The following is a 22,181-nucleotide window of genomic DNA, read 5'->3' on the forward strand; positions in this document are numbered from 1 at the left end:
GAGCGGATGGTGGAGGTTCTGTTCTGTTCGAGGTGAAGCCGGTCGAGCGGTGTCGCGAGGGTCAGCGGCGGCCGTTGTTCAGCGCCTGTGACTCGGCTACGCGGAAGGTCGCGCTGTTGGTGGTGGTGAGGTTCGGGAACGTTCCGCTTTGGCCTGCGCCCGACCAGGTAACTGTCCAGTGCACGGTTGCCGAGACGCGGAACGTCTGGCCTGGCTCATGGGCTGAGGAACGGCGGTAGGTGTGCCCGCAGTCCGGTGACGCCGACTTCGGGTCCGCTTCGGCCTTGAACGGGGTGCCTGGCCCGGCGCAGGTCACGGTGCCGCCGTCGCCCATCGACCAGGTCACCGTCATCGGTGTTGCGACTGCAGTGACTGATACCCCTGGCACGGCCGCGGTCGCGGACGATGGCGTCCATCCTCCGGACAGCCATAGCCACGTCGGCAGATGCACTAGCTGCGTGCCGGATGGGCTGGCCGTGATGGTCGGAGCGGGCAGCTGCAGCCGCCCTCGCGCCATCTGTGCGACCTGCTGCGGAGTCAATGCTGGCGGCGTGGTCTGGCCGGCGGCAATCCACACCGGACCGTGTGAGTCAGGATCCTTGCCGTCAGGTGAGCACAACACCATGTACCAGCCACCGGGTTCCTGCGGCTGCTCGCCCGGCGGGTGATGCTCCACTGGTACGTACCGGCAGCCGAATTCGCTGTCGGCGGTATCGCTGTGACCGTGTGTGTCCGTGAGGTGCTGGTCGTTGACATTCGGCTGGTGTGGGCGAGTTCCCGCCGCGATGTCGCATGCTGCTGAAGGGGATTGGGCGCAGTCGACGTTTCCGTAGATGCTGTCGGGCGCGGGTGCGGCATGGGCAGCCGTTGTTGTTGCGAGCGCGATGGCAACGGCAGCTGCGATGGCGTGCAGCGCTATCCGTCGCATGATCCCACCTCGTGAACTCCGAAGTCGGAGACCTTCCACGTGCCGTCCGCCTGCTGCTCGACGATCGCGTCGATCCGTTGACGGCCACCTGGGGTGCTGCCGGAGCGCTCACCGTTGTCGACGCGGTACTTCAGTGCGTTCGACGAGTCGCTGCAATCGCGCACAACGACCTTCTTCGGCTCTGCGGAAGGCTCCATTGAGGACACGCTGATGTCGTGGGTTGGCTCTCCTTTAGTCACGACACCTCGGTCGCGGTCGCGTCGCAGGCCTTCGGTGAGCTTGTTCAGCGCGATGCCGACGGAGTGCTGCCCCAATGCGGGGGATTGCCAGTTCGAGGTGCTGGCAGCGGTAACGAACGCGCTCCACATCTTTCGGTAGGCAGCCACAGCTCCGTTCCGTGCGGCTTCCGCCGGGTCGGTCACGGAGGACGGCGCCACAGCGGTTGTGTGCTCCGTCGTCGTAGTAGACGGCTGGGCGGTGCAGGCTGCGAGCAGGAACAGCGAACTCGCCGTGATCGCCATTCGCGGCGCGACGTTCACAGTGACCTCCAGACTCCGGAAAGTGAGTGGTGCCGAGGTGGACCCTTGAAGGGGACGGGGTCCACCTCGGCTGGCACGCCCGGCGCAAACGCGGTATCCGGGTGCGGGTCTGTGGTGGGCGGAGCAAGCGGCCGACGAACTCGGTATCGATGCCTCTCCGGCGCGAGGCCGGACGTGGCGTGATCGCATGACCTGAGGTGGTGGGCGCCGGATGCACGATCGCGTCGGCTGATCGCCCCACACGGCGTAGAGATCAGGCGGGCTTGTGCTCCGTGAGAACCACCACGCCGACGGATGCGAAGACCAGCGCGGGCCCGAACGGAATCATGAGCCCGCGTGCGCTGGGGTTTCTCACCCTCAGGATGCCGATCGCGAGCGCGCCCAGCGTGAACGCCAGGACGGGTCCGGTGACGACATGCCACCAGCTGAACCAGCCGAGGAAGAACGCGACAGTGGCCGACAAGGTGACGTCGCCAGCACCGAAACCGTGTGGTGTCGCCAACAGGATCATCAGCGCGATCGCGAAGACCAGCACGGTAGCCCCGGTCCCGCGGAACAGCCGTCCAGTGCTGCCGGGTTGGCTGAATGCCGTAAGTCCACACTGGATCAGGCCGCCCGCCATCAGCACCGCGACGAGAGTGTGAGGAAGCCGATGACAGGCCCAGTCGATGAAGCTGAGCAGCAGGCCCATGATCAGCAGCCATGAGACGGCACCGGCTACCGCAGGTAGTCGCCAAGCCACGAGTACCAGCGTGCCGCTCAGCAGCCCGCCGGTCGCGAGCATCGCGGCCCACTCCGTCTTGGCGGTGTGAAACCACGACAGCGGTTCGCTCCGCACTACGGAACCACCTTGAGCAATCACGACGGGGCCGGCTACGGCGCCGAGAAGGCCGTAGGTCAACCAGAGTGACATCGCCCCTCCCGCCGAGATCGTGAAAGCCGAATGTGTTTCGGATGATCAACGAAAGTTGTCGTTCGACCGGGTGGCTTCGCACGCCTGGTTGCTTGGAATACATGACGAGGCAACTTGTCCTGTGCATACCTTACCTCCTTGGACCTGCCGTTCCTACTGCTCGTGTTCGGTTGACCACTTTCAGTGTCGGCAGGTTCAAGGGGGGACGCTAGGGGGGAGCTGTATTCCGTTGAACAAGAGACAGCAGACGACACCCGTCCACACGACCGGATCGCTCCAGAGTGGACAGGCCCAGCCGAATGGGCAGACGTTCGGACAGCGCATGCGCACACTGCGCGATGCACAGGACAAGTCCCTGACGAAACTGTGCGAAGAGTCGAACGTGAGCCGGGGGTATCTCAGCAATCTCGAACACGACCGCAGCGTGCCCAGCCCGGAGATTGCGGCGGCGATCGACAGGGCGCTGGGCGCCAACGGTCAGCTGGCGAAGCTGGCCTTGCCTGTCCCCCGCTCGCGAACAACACGCGATCGCCCGCGCCCGGCACAACTGCCCGCAGGAGTGCGGGGTTTCGTACCCCGGCACGACGTGCTTGAACGAGCACAGGCCGCCTTGAGTGTGCATCATGGCGCCATCGCGCTGGACGGTCCGGCCGGCGTGGGCAAGACCGCGTTCGCGGTCACCTGGGCGCACGAGATCTCCGCATACTTCCCGGACGGGGTGTTGTTCACCGATCTCCGTGGCTACGCGGCCGACCCACGGGCGGATCCGGCGGTGGTACTCGGCGCCTTCCTGCTCGCGCTCGGCGCCACGCCTTCGGAAATCCCGAGCGATCTCGACGGACGGGCGGCCCTGTTCCGCACCCTCCTGGAAGGCACCCGCACTCTCGTGGTGCTGGACAACGCCTCAGACGCCGAACAGGTCCGCCCGCTGCTGCCAGGCTCTCCCACGTCGCTCGCCCTGATCACCAGCCGCAGCCGCCTGTCCAGTGCCGTCGTGCGCGAGGGCGCGGTCCGCATCACCGTGCATCCCATGACCGCCGACGAGGCCCACGAGCTTCTGCGCTCAGTGGTCGGGCCGCGTCTCGACGCCGACCCTGCCGCGGCACAGGTCATCGCGGAGCGGGCCGGGCGACTTCCGCTTGCCCTGCGCATCGCCGCGGAACGCGCGAGCGTGTGGCCGAACAAGCCACTACGGGCGCTGGCGGACGAACTCGCCCGGCGCCAGCCGCTCGATGTGCTCACTGTCGACGACTCGGCCGTGCGGACCGTCCTGTCCTACTCCCACGACGCGCTGCCCGCACACATGGCAGCCACGTTCCGGCTACTGGGCCTGCACCCTGGCGGCCCGATCCGCATCGAAGCGGCCGCAGCGCTGACCGAGCTCTCACCGGAATACGCGCTCGGTCACCTGTCAGCCCTGGCCAGCGTGCACTTGGTGGAGCTCACCCCTCAGGACCAGTTCGTGATGCACGACCTCGTCCACTCCTACGCCAAGGAACTCGCCCTCGAACACCACCCGCACGAGATCAACACCGCCGCGCTCGAACGGCTCATCGACACCTACCTACGGACCGGGGCCGCAGCGACACAACTGCTCTGGCCCTCCCGCCCTCGACGCCCGATCAACCTGCCGAACCACAACATGACAACGTTGACATTCCGGCACCGCTCGGATGCCTTCCGCTGGTTCGAGGACGAGCTGCAGTTGCTGGTCCGGCTGGTGCACTGCGGCGCGCAGTGGAACATCACCACTGTCGCGTACATGCCGGTAGTGATCAACGAGATGATCTTCCACCGCAGGGCTTGGTCATGGTGGGTCCCCGCGGTGCGGGATGCCCTCACGGCGGCACGCCAAGGACGTCACCGTGACGCCGAAGCATGGCTGCTCGAGACACTCGCGGACGCCGGCATCGATGCGGGACAGGCTGCATCGTCGCTGGGGCTATATCGACAAGCGATGAAGATCCGTGCTGAGCTCGACGACTACAGCGGCATCGCCATCGGCCACGTCGGCCTCGGGCGGGCGTACTGCCAGCTCGGCGACTACGACAGCGCCGCCACCCACTGCGAGACCGCACGCCAGATCAGCATCGGCGCCGGCGACCTGTGGGAGCACGCCGTGGCGACCGCACACCTCGCCATGACCCGCGCCGCTCTCGGCGACGTCACCGAAGCACGCGACCTGCTCACCGTCGTCCGGCAAACCCTCGACGACACCGAGGACCTCGTCTCCTCAGCCTGCGCGTCCAACCTGCTCGCGGGGCTCGCTGAGTCGATCGGCGATCACACGCTCGCCCTGAGGCATCTCGACGACGCCCTGAGAACGTTCAGGGAAGTCGGAGACACCTGGAGTCAAGCCCACATCCAGAGCCGGATCGGCGACCTTCAAGCCGACCGCGGCAACCAACGCACCGCCCACAAAGCCTGGTCCGCCGCAGCGGAACTCCTCAACGGCAACACCGAGCCCAACGCCACCCACCTGCGCCAGCAAGTGATCAACAGCCTCAATGAAGAGCTCTAGCCCGTAGCCCCATAGAGAAGTACCCGGACGTCATCGGCAGCGCGCAGATGGCAACGCACCCACGTCACCAGATCCGCCCGACTCGATACTCGCCGATTCCCCACCGCTGCACACAGCTCAGAGTCAGCGTCTGCACACCTCACCTCCTCGTCAAGCCACGTGGCAGGAGTTGTCCAGCTCCTGCACTCCCATGTCTTCTGTCTCTCGTTCACGGGGATACAGAAGACACCTTGTCTGTTCACTGTGGACTCTCAAGGCTGAAGTGCACCAACCACTTCACGAAAGAGAGACAACTACCGTGAACGCGAACACCACCCGTGCACTCACCGCGGCAGGCATGCTCCTCGCCGCAACAGCAGTCGGCATGATCGACACCAACACAAACACCGCATCGGCGATCGCCCCTCGGCCCTGCGGCTTCTACTCCCTCAACCTGCCGCAAGGCGAACAGACCGGCGGCTACGTCCACTGCGGCGACAGCTTCATCCTCATCAAGGCCCACTGGAGCACAGGAAACACCTTCACATCCTGCCTCCCGCCCTGGGGCAGCCGCCCCTTCTTCAAAGACGGACCACACAAGGTCGTCAACGCCTACTACGTCTCCACGCGACCGAACCTCAGCGGCCCGCCCGGCAACCAGATGTGTTCGACCGGTCAACCTCAAGCATGAGAACGAACGCGCCGCGCACTAGCGCGGCGCGTTCGTCGATCCGTTTACAAATAGGGCTCGGACAGCCTCGGCGTCTGCAACGGGCTTTGGCCGTGATCGGGATTGCCAGGACGAGGTACCGCCGCGTCGCTTTGCCACTCGCGGATTGGTGAAACGGCGGGGGATGTTACGCAGGTCGCGGTTGCGCGGATAGGTGTTGCGCTCACCGTTGGCGCCGTCCAGGTCGGTGCCGTGAGCACAGTGCCGTCGGGCAGGCTCCGGTAGGCGGCGTGGACGGTGACCAGATGCAGGCTGGGCGGGGCCCTCACGGATGTCACCTACACCCGGCTGATCTGCGATTCGACTGATTGTCGGAACCCCGTGCGAAGATCGATCCGAGGTTCGAGGGGAGGGGCCGGGTGGCCACACTCGAAGAGGTCGCAGCGGTGCTGCGCAACGCCGCCGACAGCGCCGCGAAGGCCGTGGCGCCACTGATTCGGGCTGAGGAGCTCGCTGAAGACGCTATCGACCTCATCAGGTCAGCTGGTCAGGGCTCCAGCGCGTTGGAGGCTGAAATTGAACAAGCCATCGGGCAGTTCGCCCAGGTCAAGCCTGAGGTTGCGGAGCTGCTGGGGCTGCTAGATGCTGCGCAGAAGGGAATCGCTGGCATTGTTTCCGCGCTGATGGGCGCCGGAGGTGCTGTTCCGAAGGCGTCCCCTGCGGGCGCGTCAGCACTGCCGGCCGCAAGCCAGACTGCAGAGACAAAGCCTGAGCCGTCATGGGCTGAACAGCAACGCCCAAACCTTCCCCGGTACATCACGAGCGGTATCTACGTCGACCAGGACGGACACTCCGACATCGTGCAGAGCGGCAGCGAGGCAAACGGCGAGCACGAGCGGATCAACAGATTCCTCATCGAGGAGGATCTCGTGTTCGTGCCGGACGGGGCACTTGCGACCGTGTCGATGCACGTAGAGATGAAGCTCGCCTGGCGCATGCGCCAAGGCGGCGCGCGGCGCGTCGAGGTTGTGATCAACAGGGACGTTTGTGGCGGCCCGATGGGCTGCGAGGAACTACTCGAGGACGTTCTACTGCCAGGTCAGGAACTGGTCGTGCACGATCCGGTAGGTTCGCGGGTGTTTCACGGAAGGGATGCAGAGTGACGTACACGCTGGACGTCTGGTACCACCACGACACCAACCGGTCAAAGCCGGAGCCGGTTCGTACAGAGTCCGAACTCGAGGCGCTCCTGACGTACCTGCTGACGCATGAACAGCCTCACCCGGCGCAAATCGCGGGTCAGGGGCTGCCAACTATCGGACGCCGTAACCGGCCCGATCGCCTTTTCAAGCTCGACGTCTCGCATCATGCACCCGTCGGGGCGTTGCTCTACATGGGGCCGGGACCAGCGGTCGACATGACGGAGAAGGCTCCCGACTTCGTCCTCACTGATCCCGCCTCCGAGCGCACGACGGTCGTTGAGGTGAAGTCCGGCGCGTGGGTGACGCGAGCTGCTGAGCCAATCGAGGACGCTCCGGCGCTCTACATCGACAAGGCCACGGGAGCAGAGTTCCCGCGTGACGCGACTCTCCCGATCTCCCTTGTTCTGCAAGCACTTCTGGAGTTTCAGGAGACTGGCCAGCGGCCCACGTGCGTCGACTGGCAGCAGACGGCCATCGTCTGAGCGGTCAGAGTGCGCTGATCAGTACGCAAACGGTGTAGGCGACGCTGTAAAGCCGTTCGCGGATCGTGCCATTCCTCCTTCCCGGTTCGGGTGAGCATGATGCGGACACTGCGGGTGGTGGCGTCGTGGGGGCCGCAGGCGTCGACAAGCATGGTCCGCCGCCGCAGAACTCCTCAACGGCAACACCGAACCCAACGCCACCAACTTCACCAGCAGGTGATCAACAGCCTCAACGAGGAGCTTCAGCTAAACGTCGAGGCAAACCCCACTGGGCAGGAGTCCGCCCAGGAAGCCACCGCCCTCACCGCCCGGAAGCATTTTGATGTAGCCCACTACACAGGCTCGGTCAGCGACTGGGACGCCGTACAGCAACGCACCCTGAGGAGCGGGATCGTCAGGGCGAGCTACGCGCACCACGCTGTTCACGAAGCCTGATCGCTCAAGGCTTTCGCGATGGAGATCGGCATCCGCAACAGTGGGTGGGTGCTTGCTTGCCGTCACACACTCGCCGGCGCCCAGACCGCTACAGCGGTTACCGCGTGAAATCGCGCGCTGGACAGAGTTGTACGCCCGTTCAGCGGCAGCGCGCTGGTCGGAGGAAAGAGGCGTTCGCCGTATAGCGTCGGCCGCAACTCGCTTGCAGTAGTCGTCGTGGTCGTCACGAGCGGCCAGGCACGATGTCGAGCTGCTGCCAACAGTTGGGCTGGCCGCCTTGTCTTGCCCGCCGTACAGCCACCATGAGACCGCGCCGATCAGGCAGACCACGAGCACGAGAGATCCTGCCGCAAGCCTTGCATTGCCGCGCAGCCACGATGTCATGTCGATCGTCCTCCCTGCTCAATCGTAAGCGTTGCGCCCGCCGCCGGCGGGCAGCCAGTCGAGGTGAAAAGTCAATGCGTGTGACATAGGCATCCCTCAGCTATCGTCCGAAATGCGGTAGGCGCACCCACTCGGCGTAGCAGCAACCAGGCCGCCACTCGGCTACACGGGTGATTTATGTATTGAATGGGCGACCGGCGCCTGGCCGTCCCTTAGGTTCGGTTCGGCTGGTCATGCCAGCGGGGGATCAGTGGGGGTTTGTCGGTCAGTGCAGGACGTCGCCGCATTGGATGGCATCTTCATTACCGCGCTTCTTACTGCCCTCATCGAAGGCTGATGCGATCGGGGAGTCGTGCGCCACATGCATAGAAGCAGGCTTTTGCCCGCTGTCTTTTTATGTTCCATTCTGGTAGTGGTCGGCCAGGGAAGCAGTGCTACCGCTTCCGAAGGGGCGAGCGGGACCGCGACAGAGTTCAGGTCCGTGCAGCTAGGAACCTCCGATCCGGCGGAACTCGCCAGCAGCATCGGTAAGCCGGCCTTGAAGCGTCCGACACGTGCTGCCGACACCATCGACGGGCTACCAAAACGAAAGTCATATTCCGCTGCCGAGGTAGAGGAGATCCACCGTCCAGGCAAGTTCGCGTTCCCACCGACGCCGCGGCCTGCGGGGCCGACTCTGAAAAACAGCTCCAGCCCGGTGCTCGATCGCATGCGAGTAGAGGAGTGTGTCGATTTCTTTCGCAGTCAGGAACCGGGCAAGGCTCCCGACTACTGGTTTAAAAACAGGTTCAATGCTTGCCATGGACGCACGCTCGTCGCCGAGGTCTTTGAGGGTGGCCTCAAGGTCGGCGCAGTGCAGGTTGACACCGTCTTCATCGTCTCCATGACCGAGAACGCTCGTTCAGCTGCCGTACGAGTATGGTTCGGCAACTGGTGGAGATCTGGCAAAGCACCTGTCGGAAAACCATGGACGTTCGGAACCGCTTGCTGGGACGTCGATCCTTCAGGACCTGAATGCAACCCCGACACCATCAGCTTCACCGACACCGACGCTGGCTGGGCGACTACGCCCGAGCGGTCGCAGATCATCCCGTTTCCGACAGGCGGCAGCACGCTGCCTGACGACCCTTCTCCGGCCGAGGAACGTCGGTTCTACGCGTTCGTGCCGTACTACTACGTGCCTGCCGTCGGCGGCGAGCAGTTCTACAAACTACCTGATCTGACCCTGCGTTGTGATTTCGCGCGCACAGTGGTCGGCACTGGATACGCACGTGGCAGTGACTGCGTATTCCATCAACAAGCCGGAATCTTCCAAGAGCTGTCCGTATCGGACCCTACCGTTGCGGAGTCAGCCCAGCTCATTCGTGATGCTTTCGACGACATCGGTAAGACGAAGCCAGGCAAGCCAGACACTTGGATTCCCGGCAAGTTCGGCACTCCGTATCCGCTGGACCGACTGTTCTACGACGATGTCGCTCGTCGAACGAATCGCGCGGCAGCGATCGAGGAGTGCGTGAAGTACTTCACCGACAAATATCCGGATCGCAACGATCCGAATGAGCCGGAAGTAAAGAACGACTGCGACGAGTACCCGTTCGCTGTAACCCATCAGGGTGTTCAGAAGACGATCAATGACAACACCTCCCGCAGCTATGCAGTGCGGCCGGTGCACGAGAAGCACAACCAGCTTGCTGGCAGCCTTCTTGGGCATTGGATGGCTGACGACCATATCCTTGAGGAAGATCGGTTCTACGTGCTGATCAAGGATTGATACCGTCAGGTGGGTGCGTCGACCGCGATGGCCGGCGCACCCACATCCGCACATGAGGAGGCCTTGACGTGGTCAGCGTACTCAAGTCGGTTCATGCCAGGCTTCTCGTTGAGTACTCCCAGTTTATCCTGTTCGATCACTTCGGAGATGCTCGGCTGATCGACCTCGGACTGCCGGACGAACCCCGCTGGGTCGGACACGCTGGCGTCGGTGGCGCTGTCTTCCATGCAGCCGACCGATCACTTGAGGCGTTGGTAAAACTTGAGCTTTGGTCAGGGACCCCGGAGGCCGAAGTGGTTTCACCAGGCCAGTCGCAGTTCGAAGGCGTGTTCACCAGCGACTCGGGCCGCGTCAAGCTAGCAACACTGACAGGATCGCCCAGTGACCGCACGCTAGAGCTTCAGGGTCCAGGCCGCTATCGCGTGCGCGCGACTCGCCTCGGTGACGGGTTCGACGCCGACTCAGAGGGACAAGTTGAATCGTGGCGCCTGAGCGTCTGGCCAGACAACCCGTAGGGTCCCCTCAAGCCTCGATCAACCTCAGAGAAGGTTGTATCAGCGAGCCTGGCGTACGATCACCAACGCTTCCCATTGGCTCCTTCCATGCCCGCATGAGTTGACCGGCGCATCAGAGTTTCCTATCTTCTGTCTTCTATTCGCGGCGATACAAGATACATCTTGTCTGTTCACTGTGGACTCTCAAAACTGAAGTGCACCAACCACTTCAACCCATGGAGAGCCCGTGAACGCGAATACCGGCCGCGCCTTGACCGCAGTGGGCATGCTTCTCGCCGCGACAGCCATCGGCATGATCGACACCCCAGCAACGCCGCATCGACGATCTTTCCTCGGCCCTGCGGCTTCTACTCCTTCAACCTGCCGCAAGGCGAACAGACCGGCGGCTACGTCCACTGCGGCGACAGCTTCATCCTCATCAAGGCCCACTGGAGCACAGGAAACACCTTCACATCCTGCCTCCCGCCCTGGGGCAGCCGCCCCTTCTTCAAAGACGGACCACACAAGGTCGTCAACGCCTACTACGTCTCCACGCGACCGAACCTCAGCGGCCCGCCCGGCAACCAGACGTGCTCGACCGGTCAACCACGAGCGTGAGACCAGACAGGCGCGCGGCGCACCCAGTGCGCGGCGCGCCTGTTCTCTGCCAAAAGCCCTGGCAGGAAACAATCTTCTATCTGCACCGTTGCTTGTTGATCAAATGTAGATCGCGGCTGACACTGTCGCGTTACCTCTGCCGCCATCGCCGCGAGTAGCGGCGCTGAGCGAAAAGTTCCCCTAGCACTGCTCTTTCAAGCTGCTGATCATCTTCTCACGCAGTCACTTGGCGACGGGCTCGATGTTGCCGGTAAGCAACTCGGCGGCTGTCGACCGTGCGCGACGCGCGGCTCGACGATCTCCGCGTTGCGCGTGCAGGTCACCGAGGCGGCTGTAGATGTGTGCCTGACTCCACACGTCGCCGACCCGGCCGAAGATCCTCAGCGCATCGTCCAGGCACCGAACGGCCGAAACCTGTTCACCGGCCGTCTCAGCGAGTCCTGCCTGCAGCATCGCCACGCGGCCTGACGACAGGAAATCCCCGGCGTCGTACAACGCTGTTCGCGTCGCGCTGAGCAGATCACGTGCCTCGTCAACCATTCCGAGAGCAGCGCGCGCCATAGCGAGATGTGCGGTCGCCACCGAGTACTGCCACATGTCGTCGACTTCGACGCTGATCATCCGCGCGTTTTCGCAGTGAGCGATCGCAGCGTCGTAGTCGCCAGCCTTGAGGAATGCCTTGCCGAGCCCCACGTGCCCGATAGCGAGCCCGCTGCGGTCACCCAGCTCGGTGCGGAGGGTCATCGCCTCCCGATAGAGGTCGGTCGACGCCACGGCGTCGCCGGCGTCGATGCTCACCTCGCCCAGCGTTTCCAAGATCCAGGCTTCGGCGTCTCGGTGTTTACCTTGGCGGGCCATCACGAGGGCATCCCGGAGCGCGGGCATCCACCAGGGCCATGCACGCCGATGACACAGCATCTCGCTGATCACTACCGGCAGGTAGGCGACAGAGGTGACGTTCCACCGGGCTCCGCAGCGCACCAGCTGAGCCAGAAGACGCAGCTCGTCCTCGAACCAGTTGAGCGCCTGCGCCGGACCGTGGAACACCAGCGTTGTCAGGTCGTTCTTGGGCAAGCTGGGCCCGCTTCGCGGACGCGATGGCCAGAGAATCCGGGTGGCAGCGGCACCGGTGGTCAGATAGGAGCGGACCAGTCGCTCCAGGGCTGCGGCGTTGTCCTGGTGCGAGTTGTGTTCCCGCGCGAGTTCGAGAGCGTAGGAGTGGACAAGGTCGTGCATCACGAACCTGTCCTCTGTGGTCTGGTCGAGCAGGTGGATGCTGGCCAGCGCGGACAGGTGGCCCAGTGCTTGGGAGGGTGGCTGGTCCATGAGGGCCGCTGCGGCTTCGATTCGAACCGGTCCGCCTGGATGCAGGCCCAGCAACCGGAAGGTGTTGGACATCTTCGGGGGCAACGCGTCGTGCGAGTAAGACAGGACGGTCCGCACGGCAAGAGTGTCGTTGACCGCGAACACGTCCAGTGGCTGGCGTCGAGCAAGCTCGTCGGCGAGTGCCCGCAGGGGTGTGTTGAGCCAGCGGCTTGCCCGTTCCGCTGCGATCCGGAGCGCGAGGGGAAGCCGTCCGGCCCGATCCGCGATCACCTGTGCCGCGTCGAGGTCGGTGTCGATGCGGGGCCCGACAACCGACCGGAGAAGTTCATGCGCTTCGTCGGCGGTCATGGGGTGCACGGTGATGCGCACGGCGCCTTCTCGCACCACCACACCGGACAAGCGGTTGCGGCTCGTGATCACCGCCAAGCACGACGCTGAACCCGGCAGAAGCTGCCTGACCTGTTCGTCGTCAACGGCGTTGTCCAGCACCACCAGCGTTCGGGTGCCCGCGAGAAGGGTTCGGTACAGCGCGGCGCGTTCTGCCAGGTCGCTCGGTATGTCCGACGGCGCGATACCCAGCGAGCGCAGGAATCCGCCGAGGACGAAGGCCGGGGCGTCGGGCGGGTCGGCTGCATAGCCTCGCAGGTCAGCGAACAGGACACCGTCGGGGAAGGCGTCGGCGATCGAGTGCGCCCAGGTCACCGCGAACGCAGTCTTACCGACACCCGCCGGACCGTCGAATGCGATCACCCCCGCGTGCGCCGCCAGCGCCTCCTCCGCTTCTTTGATCAGCTCGGTTCGAGGGGTGAATCCGCGGATCGCCACGGGCAGCTGGTCTGGACGCACGCGATCTCGTGCTGGTCGAGTGCGTAGCTTGGGTGCGGCCAGTTCGATGAGCCGACCGCCTGCGCCCAAGGCGGCATCGATCGCGGCGGCGATCTCCGGTCCCGGCACGCTTCGGTCATGCTCCAGGTTGCCGAGATAGCTCCTGCTCACGTTCGAGTCCGCGCTGAGCGCTGCCAAGGACTTCTGCTGCTCCGCGCGAAGCGTGCGCAGTTCCTGCCCGAACGTCTGTGGATTCGCGTGCCGGCTTCCGCTCATCGAGACGCTCCTCCCCCGGCGGAACCCCGAAGTGCGTCACAAGGAGGTGCGGTAGCCAGAAGCATCAGGCGACGCCGCACTGGCAGCGGGAAAGCCTTCACAGAGGATGTTCGCCGAGCCATGTCGATCCCCGATCGCGTTCGAGGGCAGCCCACGACTGCCTCACTGCTGCGTTCTAGGGATCAGCTCGATAGCGACAAAGCCAACCCAATCGGAATAGTCCGATTGGAGTAGCGTAGGTAGGGGTGCCGATCACGTCAACCGGAACCATGATTCGCAGGTCATCGCTGCCGGGGTCGCATCCGCTCATGCAGTCGTTCCAGTGCAGGCAGCAAGTCCTGGTAGTGGCCGCCGAGCAGGCGTGCAACGACAGCTACCAGACGTGCGTCCGTCCCGACGAAGACGCGCGCCCGACGGCGTTCGGCTCCGCTGAGGATGGTCACCGCCGCCTTCTCGGGGTCGGTACGCGCGACGTGCTTCTCGAAGCCTCGGATCACAGCCTTGCGGTTCTCCCCTGCCGCGAACAGGCCGTTGCGCACGATCGAGGTTCGGACGCCTCCCGGGAAGACGCACGTCACCGACACGTCGCTGCCAGCCGCGGCGAGTTCTTGGCGCAGCGCCTCACTGAAGCCGCGAACAGCGAATTTGGACGAGTTGTAGGCGGTGTACTTCGAGGTCGCCACCAGACCGAACGCGCTGGAGAACGTGACTATCCGGCCACCCTCCGAGCCGGCGACGAACGGGAGGTGGGCCTTGACGGTGTACATCGATCCCCGCCAGTTCACCGCCATCACGTGCTCGATGTCCGCCACGTCGGAGTCGAGCAGGCTGCCACGGTGAATGATGCCGGCGGCAGCGAAGACGGAGTCGACGCCGCCGAGCTCGGAGTTGACCGCGCTAGCGGCGGCCCGCATCTCGTCCCAGTCCGTCACATCGACGACCTGTGCCAGCACTCGTGCGCCGTGCGCTTCGCAGCGTGCGACCGCGCCTTCCAAAGCGGCAGCATCGCGATCGAGCAGTGAGAGCCGCGCGCCCCGTCGCGCGAGCTCAATCGCCAGCGCTCGCCCGATGCCCGCACCGGCCCCGGTGATCACCGCGACCTTGCCCTCGAAGCTGCTCACGAACCAGCACCTTTCCCGTGGTCGGCAACTCAGCCGACCATTCCACGTTCAGGCTCGGTCAGGGTGACAAGCGCTGCGGTGGTGTGTTGATCAAGCGCCATGAGCGCAGCGGAGACGGCGACCTTCATCCACCCTCCGTCCTCGGAGCGAACCCGCAAGACGCCTTCGGCGCGTCCGCTCACCGCGAGGTCGTTGGAGAGGCCGACCGCTCTACGCAGATCAGCTCGATGAACAGCTGGGCGATGTGGTGCACCGAGCGTCCAAGCCACGCCCGGCATGGGGTTGTCGAGCCATTTCAGCAACCGCATCGTGCGCAGGTCGACGATCGCACGCCAACGCCCAGGCGTCGCTTCCGCTGCGAGTACCTGCTGCGCGAGAAGGACCGGAATGGGCGGAGGCGCGGCCGGCACGCTCTCCGCCGGGCCGATGTCGTGGGTGATCCCCCGGACGATGAGCTCAACCCGGCCGCTGGGCGCCTTCACCTCGACGCACCGGCAGGCGAAGTGCACCGCACGCCGAACACCGTCGTCTCGGTTCACCGTCCAGGTGGCCAGGTGCTCCGCACCTGCTTTCGCGTTGACGATGAGCGCCAATGCCTTGGCCTCGTCTGAGTTCGTCTGCAGTCGCTGATAGGCGAAGAGCTCAGCCAGGTCGTGCTCGTTGCGCCACTTGTCGGCCCTCGTCCCGTACAGCCGAAGCAGATCGTCCGACCTGCTGCTGACGTGCTGGCTGAGGTTGATGTGCCAGGCACCTGCCGCGTCACGTACAGGAGGATCCTCGTCGAGCGGCCCCACCCACACGTGCACGCCGTGAACCACACCACCGTAGGTCTGCAGCGGGTAGGCGATCACCCGCCGCTTGCCGACTGTCGTTCGAGCCTCAATCGCCTCGCGGCTCTGCACTACGCGCGCGATCACACCCTGGACATCGGGCAGGAACGGGCCGCGACCGAGAACCGACCGAATCGACACCATGTTCTTCGCACTGCTACCGGCCGCCAGCACCGTCGGCTCGCGCCGGAGACCACCGAACGTCTCGACCAACAGCCAGTCAGCCGCCATCGCCTCGTCCTCGGTCGAAGATAGGCCTGCTCAGGCACAGTATCTTCGCCGCGGAAGCAGCGCTTGGAGCCTCTCCAAGATGGCAACGAAGCGGCGGCATTTTCATGCCGCCGAGTGAATCATCTGGGCGGAATGATCATCGTCAGCGTGACCGGCTGCCGCTCACCCAAGTCGTGAAGGCGGCCCAGGCATCCAGGTGAAGCGCCGTGCTGCGTTACTGCGGGATTGAGGAGTCGCGATCACCGACCCGGTCAGCTCCGAGCCGGATCTCCACATTGTCTGCGCCTGTTCCGAGGGGGTGGATCACTGGCGTTCGGCTGATGCGACTCACGCTATGAACAGGTACGTACAACCGGTTCCAACTCAGCTGTCGCCTGGGCTATGAGCTCGAGCGACTCGCCCGCCCCCAACGCGACGTCCTGCAGGCTCGCGAACCGCTGCGCGCACCGTTCGGTCAGCCCTGGCTCCTCGACGTATTCGCCCTTGATGAACGTCTCCAGATACACCACGTCGTTGTGCTGCCGATGCGGAAAACCCAGCAACGTGAACGGCGATCCCATCGCCGGATACGTTCCCGCATCGCGCGGCACGACCTGCAGGCTCACCGCCTCGTGGTCGCTGACCTCCATCAAGTGGAGCAGCTGCGCCTTCATCACCCGTGGCCCGCCGATCGCGTGCCGCAGTACCGCCTCCGGGAAGACTGCGTGGACGGTCAGCGGATCCCTGTCATTCAAGCGTGCCGCCCAGGCCTCGCGCACCGTCGCCAGCCGCGCTGTCCGCACCGGATCGTCGTTCTGCGTAACCCTGCTCGTGTAGCCGGGAAGTTGCAGCACCGTCGGAACAAGGTCCGTCGTAAACACTCGTAGCGACGTGGCCTCGTACACCAGGTTCGCGAAGTCCTCCGCCGGATCGAAGGCAAGGCCGTTGTTCTGCACGCGTGCGCGCGCTTGTTCCGCGTACTGCACGCGAAGCAGCACTGCCTGCCATTCTGGGGTCGGCACCTGGTAGACGTAGCCGAGCGCCATGACGTCCACGGGCGCCGATGGCTGCACCGCGTTCTCCATCATGGACAGCTTGGCGCTGCTGAAGCCCACACGCTGACCGGCCTCGGCGAGGCTCAGGTCGCGCTCGGCGCGCCATCCGGCCAGCTGCCGCCCGATGGCGCGTTCAAGCGTCGTGGCCCGGAAATCCTTCGGCATAAGGAGATCACCAGCACTGAAGTCTGTTGATCATGTCGAGTGATGCCTGCTCACACAGGCTCACGTCATCGAGTTTGCCAGCAACCGCTTCGTAGCCTGCGATCGAATCCTTCATCTCCACGAAGGTGTGCGAGTTCAAGGCTTCCAGCCAGACCACAGGCTCGTACTTCGGGAACTTCAACTGCGTGAACGCCCCAGTCATCCCGGCGTGCGCGCCGACCGAGGCAGGCACAACGCGGATCTTCACGTGCGCCCAGTTCGCCATCATCGTCAGGTGAAGCATCTGCTCGGCCTGTACCGCAGGCTCCCCTACTTGAAGCCGCAGAGCGAATTCGTGGATGAAGAATGTGCAGTCCAGGCGGTCGCGGAGCAAGTCCCTCATCTCGGCCTGTACACGCAACCGTTCGTCGATCTCCTCCTGCGGCACGGTGGCGGAAGCGATCATCAGCTCACGCGCGTAGTCATCGGTCCGCAGGAACACCGGCAACGCGTGCGGTTGCCAGTCGATCAGCTCCTTCGCCATGGCGACGTGAGCAAGCACGGTGCTCGGCCGGATCGGCGCGGACTTCCCGTACTGCTGCCACCACCCCAGCACGTGCCGGGTCGGGTACAACGCGAGCAGCCGATTACGCTCGGCGGCCTCTGGGCGGCATACGCTCAGCAACACCGCGACTTCAAGTCTGCTGAGGTACACCTTGCCGTTCAACACTTCCGAGACCTTGCTCTCGTCGCAGTCGACCAGCTCGGCAACCTGACGCGAACTCAGTCCTGAGCCCGCAACCACCGCGCGCACACCCTCGCCGAACTCGCGCCCGCGTGTGGTGGAGATCCTTCTTGGCATGTCATTCCCTTCCGCCAGTAGGAATATCGGTCCTAAGAGGACGAGCGGAGTCTGTGGCTTTGCGGGCTAGAACACTTGCGCGCCGTCGCCGCCACCGTGACCGCGAGGTGCACGTCGAGCAGCATCCGACAGGGCGCCGCTATCCGACGCCAGAACGGTCCGCTTCGACACTTCTCGCAATAGCCGTTCTCGTCCGCCTGATGCCCCTCGGCAAGTGCTCGCAACGCGGCGACGATGCCCGGAACGTCCTGCCGCATAACGGCTAGCGCCGTCCCAGCGTCACCGTCGACCGCGACCCGCAACACCCGCTCGAGGTGATCATCGAGGTTCCGACGAAGTCCTCCGAACAAGACGTGGTTGCTCATCCGCGACCTCCCTCTAGGGCTAACTGGCCCGAAGTCCTGGACCGTGCTCAGGCTTTTGGCTGCGACTGCCCGCTTCGCAGACAACGTCTTGCGACAAAGCCAGGGCCACTGCGCAACGAAACGCGCGCAGCCCTTGATCCGCAGCGTTGATCTCCTTGCACTCCAAGGCCGACGTCACGACTACCGCCGCGCGTGCAAGCACCGAGGCCTGCGCGAAGGTCAGTTTTACGACCACGCAAACCGCTCCCCCTGGTTTCGCCATGCGCGCGCCTCCACTCGTCGTTGAGGCAGCGCCACGGCTGGGCCGGGGAAACCCATGCCGTGGCGCGCCCCGCTCGCTGGGATCGGATAGCGGCAGCGCCATGCGGAGGGAACATAGGCCGGCAACAAGGCCCGGTTCCCGGCGTGCCGCTCAACCAACGAGCGCCTTGGAAGGGTTCAGCCACCGTGAGGCAGCAGGATCCGAGCTCAGATTTTCGATATCGGAGATCATCCGCTACCTCCCGCCACGTATGCCCAGCTGAACGTCCGACATCGACAGCTTATAGTCCGATATCGGAATCCGATAATGCCCCAATATGGTGATGGTTGCCCTGCTACTGTCCGTAGTGCCCGCGTCGGGCCCGATGCTCTGTTCAGGAGGTACACGCATGGCGTCCGCGGAGATGCCAGCCTTCATCCACAACATCCAGTGCGGTCGACTGCTCGAAGCGCTGCGTGGCGAACGCACGCAACGTGAAGTCGCAACGGCGTGCGGATGGAGTCAGCCGACGCAAGCCGAACTGGAACGCGGTCAGAAAAACTTCACGACCGAACTCCTGGAGAAGCTTCGATCCGTTCTGGGTGGCGAAGCGGCGACCTGGACGCAGATCGCGCATCACGCCGAACTCGGCGCCGCCCAGGCGAAGAAGTCCGACCTGCGCTGGAAGTTCAAGTCCGAGGCGATGCGCAAGCTGGTCGACATGGACCGCACCGCAACCTTGATCCGCAGCAAGGCGAGCATGCTGATTCCGGGTGTGCTCCAGACGCCCGAGCTGATGCGCTACCTCATGGAAGCGGCTGGGCTCGCCGCTGAAGAGATCGATCGTCTGGTCGACCTTCGTGTTCGCCGCCAAGACGTACTCGCCAACACCGGCCAGCGCTTCGAGTTCATCATTGACCAGGCAGCGTTGGCGCGGGTCAGCCCGATCTCGGACACCACCGGGATTTGGGCAGGTCAGCTCACCCGCCTCGCCGAGGTTGCGGTGTTGCCGAACGTGAGTCTCCGGTTCATACCGTTCAGCCATGGCTTCTACGAAGGCCAGGAAGCCGACTACCAGCTCGCCACATATCAAGCTGAACCGGAGCTGCACCTCGTCTACGCTGAACGGTACGACGAGCAGGCGGTCCTTCATGACCCGAAGATCGTCAAGAGGTACCTGGACCTCTGGCGCATGCAGGAGAAGATCGCACTTGAGTCGGATCAAGCGCTGAACTTCCTCAACTTCGTGGGCGGGCCGCTGCCGTTGTGACGGTTGGTGACGGCAACAGCGGAAGGAACGGCTCACGAGATGAACGGGCCATCAGCACGACCCGATATCGCGTTCACGCCATGGTTCAAGTCCTCCTACAGCCAGCCCAAGGAGAGCAACTGCGTCGAGGTCAGGTTTGGAGCTGACCAGGCAGGTGTGCGTGACTCCAAGGCTCCCAGCGGAGGCCAGCTCGCTTTCGGGACGATCGCGTGGGGCCAGTTCAGGTCCTGGGTGAACGGACCTCGATCGGAAGCGGCCGAGTTCTGACCTGTCTGGCTCGACCCGGCTGCGGATCGGGTCGAGCCGGACACGCCTGCCCTCATGGTTGCTCATGGTTCCAGCGCGCGGCGACGGACTGAGCCGCCGCGCCGGGACCGATGCACGGTGTACCGGGAGGAGATCGGCCGACTCACTGGTCACGGTGTCGGTACGCGTGCAGCGGCGGACGCCGCGAATTTGTTCCCAGCTCGGGCAGTCGGTGTTCTGGTCCAAGGAATGTCGCTCACAACGCCGGTGTCCATGCCCACGGGCGGGGGCCCGCCCGGCCGCGTAGGGAGTCCACACGCACCTGAGCTTCGGCTTGTGCCTTGGCGTGTTCGGCGGCGCGTTGGGCGATGTAGCAGGTCATGCGGAACTCGCGAATGTCGCGCAGCAGCGCGAAGCCGGGCCAGGTGGTGACGTCGTGGCCGTAGCGGCGGCAGAAGTCCTGGTAGTCGGCGGCGGTAATCCATCCGAAGCTGGTGCGCTTGATGGCGGTGCTGATCAAGTCCCACTCCGGCGGGCCGACCGCGCACCGTTCCAGGTCGAGCAGGACGACCTCATCGCGCGCCGTGGCGACAACGTTGCCGACCCATGCGTCGCCGTGCACAACGCATGACGGCAACCCTTTCGGTAGTTCGGCGTACGCGGTGCGCAGGTTGTCGAGGTGGCTGTGCAGCCATGTCCGGTCGTCGGCAGGCAGGGTGGTGGCCGTGTCGATCCGCTCCGCAAGCCGGACGAACGGATCGAGCCCGTCGAGGGGCACGTCGGCCGGGACAGGAAGATCGTGTAGGCGGCGGATCGCCTCTGCGACCTCCGCCGGAGTGCCGTGGCGGTGGGCGGGCAGCTCCTCCCAGAATGTCACGGCCCGTTCGCCGACCAGCACAGGCTGGTCGGCAATGTCGATTGCGCGGACGGCGGGCACGTGTTGCTCGGCCAGCCAGCGGGCGACGCGGACCTCTTTGCGGGCTGCGGCGAGTTGGCCGGGACGGGCAATGCGGGCGACGACCCCGCCGGGCAGCCGGAAAATCGCATTCTCGCCCAGCCTGATGGGCTCGGCCCCGCCCGGATCGAGACCGGCCACGGCGCAGGCCTCGATCAGGACACGGTGCTGTTGCTGGTCGATGCCGATGCTCATGAGGCCAGCACGAGCGAGGTGATGCGGTGTCGCAGCGCGCGGACCTCGGGCACCGCTTGGTGCCGTGTCCCGATGCGCGCGAGTTCGCGTAGGTCATCGGCGGCCCGGCGGGACCGGATGGTGCCAGCGGTGTCCAGGGCTGCGGTGCCGATCGCGGCTGCCTCGCGCGGGTCACCGGTGGCCATCGTCAGCGAGGAGAGCTTGATCTGCGAGATCGCGCGGGATCGGGCGAATGCCGCGGTGTGCCCTGCGACTGCGGCCGACAGCCGGGCCGTGGCCTCGGTAGGGGATCGGCCGTGCACCGCGAGGTCGAACAGAGCGTGCCCGGTGTCGCCGGCGTGCTGGGCGGCGTCGTAGTACGCCATCCAGGAGGGGTCGTTGACGGGCGTGCTGCGCGCGAACTGGTCGTCGGCGGTGCCCACGGCGATCAACGTCTCACGCATGCGGCCCATCTTGGCCAGGGCGCGTGCGTGGGCGGTGTGCAGCATCGCGCGTTCGGTCGCGGTCAGCCGGTCGGCCCTGACCAGGGCGTGTTCGGTCAGCGTCAGTCCTTCGTCGGGCTGGCCGACCCAGATGGCCTGGCGTGCCATGGAGGACAGAATCTTGGCACGCAGATGCCAGTCCTGCGCTTGTTCCGCGCAGGCGAGCGCGAAGCGGAAAGCGCGGCGGGCGTCGCCGTGGGCGTAGCCGTCGAAGGCCATGAACGCGCAGGTGTGGCCGAGATAGCCGACCGCGCTGTGTAGCGCGCCGCGCAGCCGTGCCGGACAGTCGGCCTCCAGCAGCCCGGCGGAGAACCGGAGCTGGGCGATCACGGCTTCACGTGCCAGCCCGCCTCCGTAGGTGTGGTCCCACCCAGCGAAGACTCTGGCGGCGGTATGGATCTGCTCGATCTCGGTCTGCCCGACGCGGGCGGGCACAGGGGTAGGTTCGGCGCCCTCCAGCAGGGCGGCGACAGGAGCCAGCGCGAGCGAGCTGACCCCTAGGGCGGCGGTGCGCAGAAACTGCTTGCGGTCCACATCTGCCAGCTTTACCACCGCGCGGCGCCGGTTGCTGAACCCGAGGGCAGCGTCATTGGATGACCCGAGGATCGCACGCAGCGCCTCCCGGTACAGCGGGTCGGGCCACCGGATGACGCCTCGTTCGAGCTTGCCGACGTAGTTGGCGTCGATCTCCACAGTCTTGCGGTGCTGTTGCCAGACGTGCGCGTTGACCAGCTCGGCGAGCTCTTGGCGGGACAGGCGCTCACCAGGGTACGACGGGGACTCGGTGCGTTCCCGCGCGTTCCGCAGTTGATCGTTCGCCGTCGGCACTGTCCTGGCCTTTC

The 22,181-nt window shown here is 65.0% G+C and carries 21 protein-coding genes; 9 read left to right on the forward strand and 12 right to left on the reverse strand.

What is annotated here, in order from left to right; all coding sequences use genetic code 11:
- Positions 1 to 61 precede the first annotated feature (61 nt).
- The 3 genes from ACRSBM_RS34555 to ACRSBM_RS34565 form a co-directional block, all read right to left on the reverse strand.
- Positions 62 to 928 carry a hypothetical protein gene (locus tag ACRSBM_RS34555; protein WP_434450180.1) on the reverse strand — a complete coding sequence of 289 codons (867 nt, stop codon included), beginning with the start codon at positions 926 to 928 and terminating at the stop codon, positions 62 to 64.
- Positions 916 to 1,350 carry a hypothetical protein gene (locus ACRSBM_RS34560; RefSeq protein WP_434450181.1) on the reverse strand — a complete coding sequence of 145 codons (435 nt, stop codon included), beginning with the start codon at positions 1,348 to 1,350 and terminating at the stop codon, positions 916 to 918. The genes ACRSBM_RS34555 and ACRSBM_RS34560 overlap by 13 nt, the downstream gene beginning before the upstream one ends.
- Before the next feature lie 370 nt (positions 1,351 to 1,720).
- The gene (locus ACRSBM_RS34565) at positions 1,721 to 2,380 is read right to left on the reverse strand and encodes a prepilin peptidase (protein WP_434450183.1); all 660 of its coding nucleotides are present in this window, start codon (positions 2,378 to 2,380) and stop codon (positions 1,721 to 1,723) included.
- A 322-nt stretch (positions 2,381 to 2,702) separates the two neighbouring features.
- On the opposite strand from ACRSBM_RS34565, the gene ACRSBM_RS34570 reads away from it, so the two are divergent.
- The 6 genes from ACRSBM_RS34570 (at position 2,703) to ACRSBM_RS34595 (ending at position 9,824) form a co-directional block, all read left to right on the forward strand.
- Positions 2,703 to 4,901, forward strand: a complete 2,199-nt coding sequence (locus tag ACRSBM_RS34570; protein WP_434450185.1) for a helix-turn-helix domain-containing protein — start codon at positions 2,703 to 2,705, stop codon at positions 4,899 to 4,901.
- A gap of 298 nt (positions 4,902 to 5,199) precedes the next feature.
- Positions 5,200 to 5,571, forward strand: a complete 372-nt coding sequence (locus ACRSBM_RS34575; RefSeq protein ID WP_434450187.1) for a DUF6355 family natural product biosynthesis protein — start codon at positions 5,200 to 5,202, stop codon at positions 5,569 to 5,571.
- 398 nt (positions 5,572 to 5,969) lie between these two features.
- Positions 5,970 to 6,713, forward strand: coding sequence for a DddA-like double-stranded DNA deaminase toxin (locus ACRSBM_RS34580; protein WP_434450189.1), 744 nt, complete (start codon positions 5,970 to 5,972; stop codon positions 6,711 to 6,713).
- Complete coding sequence (locus ACRSBM_RS34585) at positions 6,710 to 7,234, forward strand: Imm1 family immunity protein (RefSeq protein WP_434450191.1); 525 nt, start codon at positions 6,710 to 6,712, stop codon at positions 7,232 to 7,234. The genes ACRSBM_RS34580 and ACRSBM_RS34585 overlap by 4 nt, the downstream gene beginning before the upstream one ends.
- Before the next feature lie 216 nt (positions 7,235 to 7,450).
- A complete protein-coding gene (locus tag ACRSBM_RS34590) occupies positions 7,451 to 7,669 on the forward strand; it encodes a hypothetical protein (protein WP_434450193.1) in 219 nt (72 codons plus the stop codon).
- Positions 7,670 to 8,534: 865 nt separating this feature from the next.
- On the forward strand, positions 8,535 to 9,824 hold the full coding sequence (locus tag ACRSBM_RS34595; RefSeq protein ID WP_434450195.1) for a NucA/NucB deoxyribonuclease domain-containing protein: 1,290 nt from the start codon (positions 8,535 to 8,537) through the stop codon (positions 9,822 to 9,824).
- A gap of 5 nt (positions 9,825 to 9,829) precedes the next feature.
- On the opposite strand, the gene ACRSBM_RS34600 is transcribed toward ACRSBM_RS34595, so the two are convergent.
- On the reverse strand, positions 9,830 to 10,051 hold the full coding sequence (locus ACRSBM_RS34600) for a hypothetical protein (protein ID WP_434450197.1): 222 nt from the start codon (positions 10,049 to 10,051) through the stop codon (positions 9,830 to 9,832).
- Between the two features lie 450 nt (positions 10,052 to 10,501).
- On the opposite strand from ACRSBM_RS34600, the gene ACRSBM_RS34605 reads away from it, so the two are divergent.
- Complete coding sequence (locus ACRSBM_RS34605) at positions 10,502 to 10,936, forward strand: DUF6355 family natural product biosynthesis protein (RefSeq protein ID WP_434450199.1); 435 nt, start codon at positions 10,502 to 10,504, stop codon at positions 10,934 to 10,936.
- Between the two features lie 222 nt (positions 10,937 to 11,158).
- Here the strand turns inward: ACRSBM_RS34605 and ACRSBM_RS34610 are convergent, their stop codons facing one another.
- The 6 genes from ACRSBM_RS34610 to ACRSBM_RS34635 all read right to left on the reverse strand — a co-directional run bounded on the left by ACRSBM_RS34610 (position 11,159) and on the right by ACRSBM_RS34635 (position 17,950).
- Complete coding sequence (locus ACRSBM_RS34610; protein WP_434450201.1) at positions 11,159 to 13,363, reverse strand: ATP-binding protein; 2,205 nt, start codon at positions 13,361 to 13,363, stop codon at positions 11,159 to 11,161.
- Between the two features lie 281 nt (positions 13,364 to 13,644).
- Positions 13,645 to 14,457, reverse strand: coding sequence for an SDR family NAD(P)-dependent oxidoreductase (locus ACRSBM_RS34615; RefSeq protein ID WP_434450203.1), 813 nt, complete (start codon positions 14,455 to 14,457; stop codon positions 13,645 to 13,647).
- A gap of 56 nt (positions 14,458 to 14,513) precedes the next feature.
- Entirely contained in the window at positions 14,514 to 15,545 is a 1,032-nt protein-coding gene (locus ACRSBM_RS34620) for a GAF domain-containing protein (protein ID WP_434450205.1), read from the reverse strand.
- A 332-nt stretch (positions 15,546 to 15,877) separates the two neighbouring features.
- Positions 15,878 to 16,744 carry a helix-turn-helix domain-containing protein gene (locus tag ACRSBM_RS34625; RefSeq protein WP_434450207.1) on the reverse strand — a complete coding sequence of 289 codons (867 nt, stop codon included), beginning with the start codon at positions 16,742 to 16,744 and terminating at the stop codon, positions 15,878 to 15,880.
- Positions 16,745 to 16,751: 7 nt separating this feature from the next.
- A complete protein-coding gene (locus ACRSBM_RS34630) occupies positions 16,752 to 17,585 on the reverse strand; it encodes a helix-turn-helix domain-containing protein (RefSeq protein WP_434450208.1) in 834 nt (277 codons plus the stop codon).
- A 32-nt stretch (positions 17,586 to 17,617) separates the two neighbouring features.
- Positions 17,618 to 17,950, reverse strand: coding sequence for a hypothetical protein (locus tag ACRSBM_RS34635; protein ID WP_434450210.1), 333 nt, complete (start codon positions 17,948 to 17,950; stop codon positions 17,618 to 17,620).
- Positions 17,951 to 18,600: 650 nt separating this feature from the next.
- Between ACRSBM_RS34635 and ACRSBM_RS34640 the strand changes: the two genes are divergently transcribed.
- Both ACRSBM_RS34640 and ACRSBM_RS34645 read left to right on the forward strand, forming a co-directional pair.
- Positions 18,601 to 19,461, forward strand: coding sequence for a helix-turn-helix domain-containing protein (locus ACRSBM_RS34640; protein ID WP_434450211.1), 861 nt, complete (start codon positions 18,601 to 18,603; stop codon positions 19,459 to 19,461).
- A gap of 39 nt (positions 19,462 to 19,500) precedes the next feature.
- Complete coding sequence (locus ACRSBM_RS34645; RefSeq protein WP_319987654.1) at positions 19,501 to 19,728, forward strand: DUF397 domain-containing protein; 228 nt, start codon at positions 19,501 to 19,503, stop codon at positions 19,726 to 19,728.
- A 235-nt stretch (positions 19,729 to 19,963) separates the two neighbouring features.
- Here ACRSBM_RS34645 and ACRSBM_RS34650 read toward each other — a convergent pair whose 3' ends face one another.
- Together ACRSBM_RS34650 and ACRSBM_RS34655 are read right to left on the reverse strand one after the other, a co-directional pair.
- Positions 19,964 to 20,857, reverse strand: coding sequence for a phosphotransferase (locus tag ACRSBM_RS34650; RefSeq protein WP_434450213.1), 894 nt, complete (start codon positions 20,855 to 20,857; stop codon positions 19,964 to 19,966).
- Positions 20,854 to 22,167 (reverse strand): XRE family transcriptional regulator, encoded by a 1,314-nt coding sequence (locus tag ACRSBM_RS34655; protein ID WP_434450215.1) that lies wholly within the window; start codon positions 22,165 to 22,167, stop codon positions 20,854 to 20,856. Before ACRSBM_RS34655 ends, ACRSBM_RS34650 begins: the two co-directional genes overlap by 4 nt.
- Between the last annotated feature and the right edge of the window lie 14 nt (positions 22,168 to 22,181).

The sequence above is a fragment of the Lentzea xerophila genome, assembly GCF_051094245.1.
Taxonomy (GTDB): domain Bacteria; phylum Actinomycetota; class Actinomycetes; order Mycobacteriales; family Pseudonocardiaceae; genus Lentzea; species Lentzea xerophila.

What these genes read in the sequence shown, in the direction of transcription:
- ACRSBM_RS34555 (WP_434450180.1), bottom strand. Translation starts at nt 928, where the DNA reads ATGCGACGGATAGCGCTGCACGCCATCGCAGCTGCCGTTGCCATCGCG.
- ACRSBM_RS34565 (WP_434450183.1), bottom strand. Translation starts at nt 2,380, where the DNA reads ATGTCACTCTGGTTGACCTACGGCCTTCTCGGCGCCGTAGCCGGCCCC.
- ACRSBM_RS34570 (WP_434450185.1), top strand. Translation starts at nt 2,703, where the DNA reads ATGCGCACACTGCGCGATGCACAGGACAAGTCCCTGACGAAACTGTGC.
- ACRSBM_RS34600 (WP_434450197.1), bottom strand. Translation starts at nt 10,051, where the DNA reads ATGGAAGACAGCGCCACCGACGCCAGCGTGTCCGACCCAGCGGGGTTC.
- ACRSBM_RS34610 (WP_434450201.1), bottom strand. Translation starts at nt 13,363, where the DNA reads ATGAGCGGAAGCCGGCACGCGAATCCACAGACGTTCGGGCAGGAACTG.
- ACRSBM_RS34620 (WP_434450205.1), bottom strand. Translation starts at nt 15,545, where the DNA reads ATGGCGGCTGACTGGCTGTTGGTCGAGACGTTCGGTGGTCTCCGGCGC.
- ACRSBM_RS34625 (WP_434450207.1), bottom strand. Translation starts at nt 16,744, where the DNA reads ATGCCGAAGGATTTCCGGGCCACGACGCTTGAACGCGCCATCGGGCGG.
- ACRSBM_RS34630 (WP_434450208.1), bottom strand. Translation starts at nt 17,585, where the DNA reads ATGCCAAGAAGGATCTCCACCACACGCGGGCGCGAGTTCGGCGAGGGT.
- ACRSBM_RS34635 (WP_434450210.1), bottom strand. Translation starts at nt 17,950, where the DNA reads ATGAGCAACCACGTCTTGTTCGGAGGACTTCGTCGGAACCTCGATGAT.
- ACRSBM_RS34640 (WP_434450211.1), top strand. Translation starts at nt 18,601, where the DNA reads ATGGCGTCCGCGGAGATGCCAGCCTTCATCCACAACATCCAGTGCGGT.
- ACRSBM_RS34645 (WP_319987654.1), top strand. Translation starts at nt 19,501, where the DNA reads ATGAACGGGCCATCAGCACGACCCGATATCGCGTTCACGCCATGGTTC.
- ACRSBM_RS34650 (WP_434450213.1), bottom strand. Translation starts at nt 20,857, where the DNA reads ATGAGCATCGGCATCGACCAGCAACAGCACCGTGTCCTGATCGAGGCC.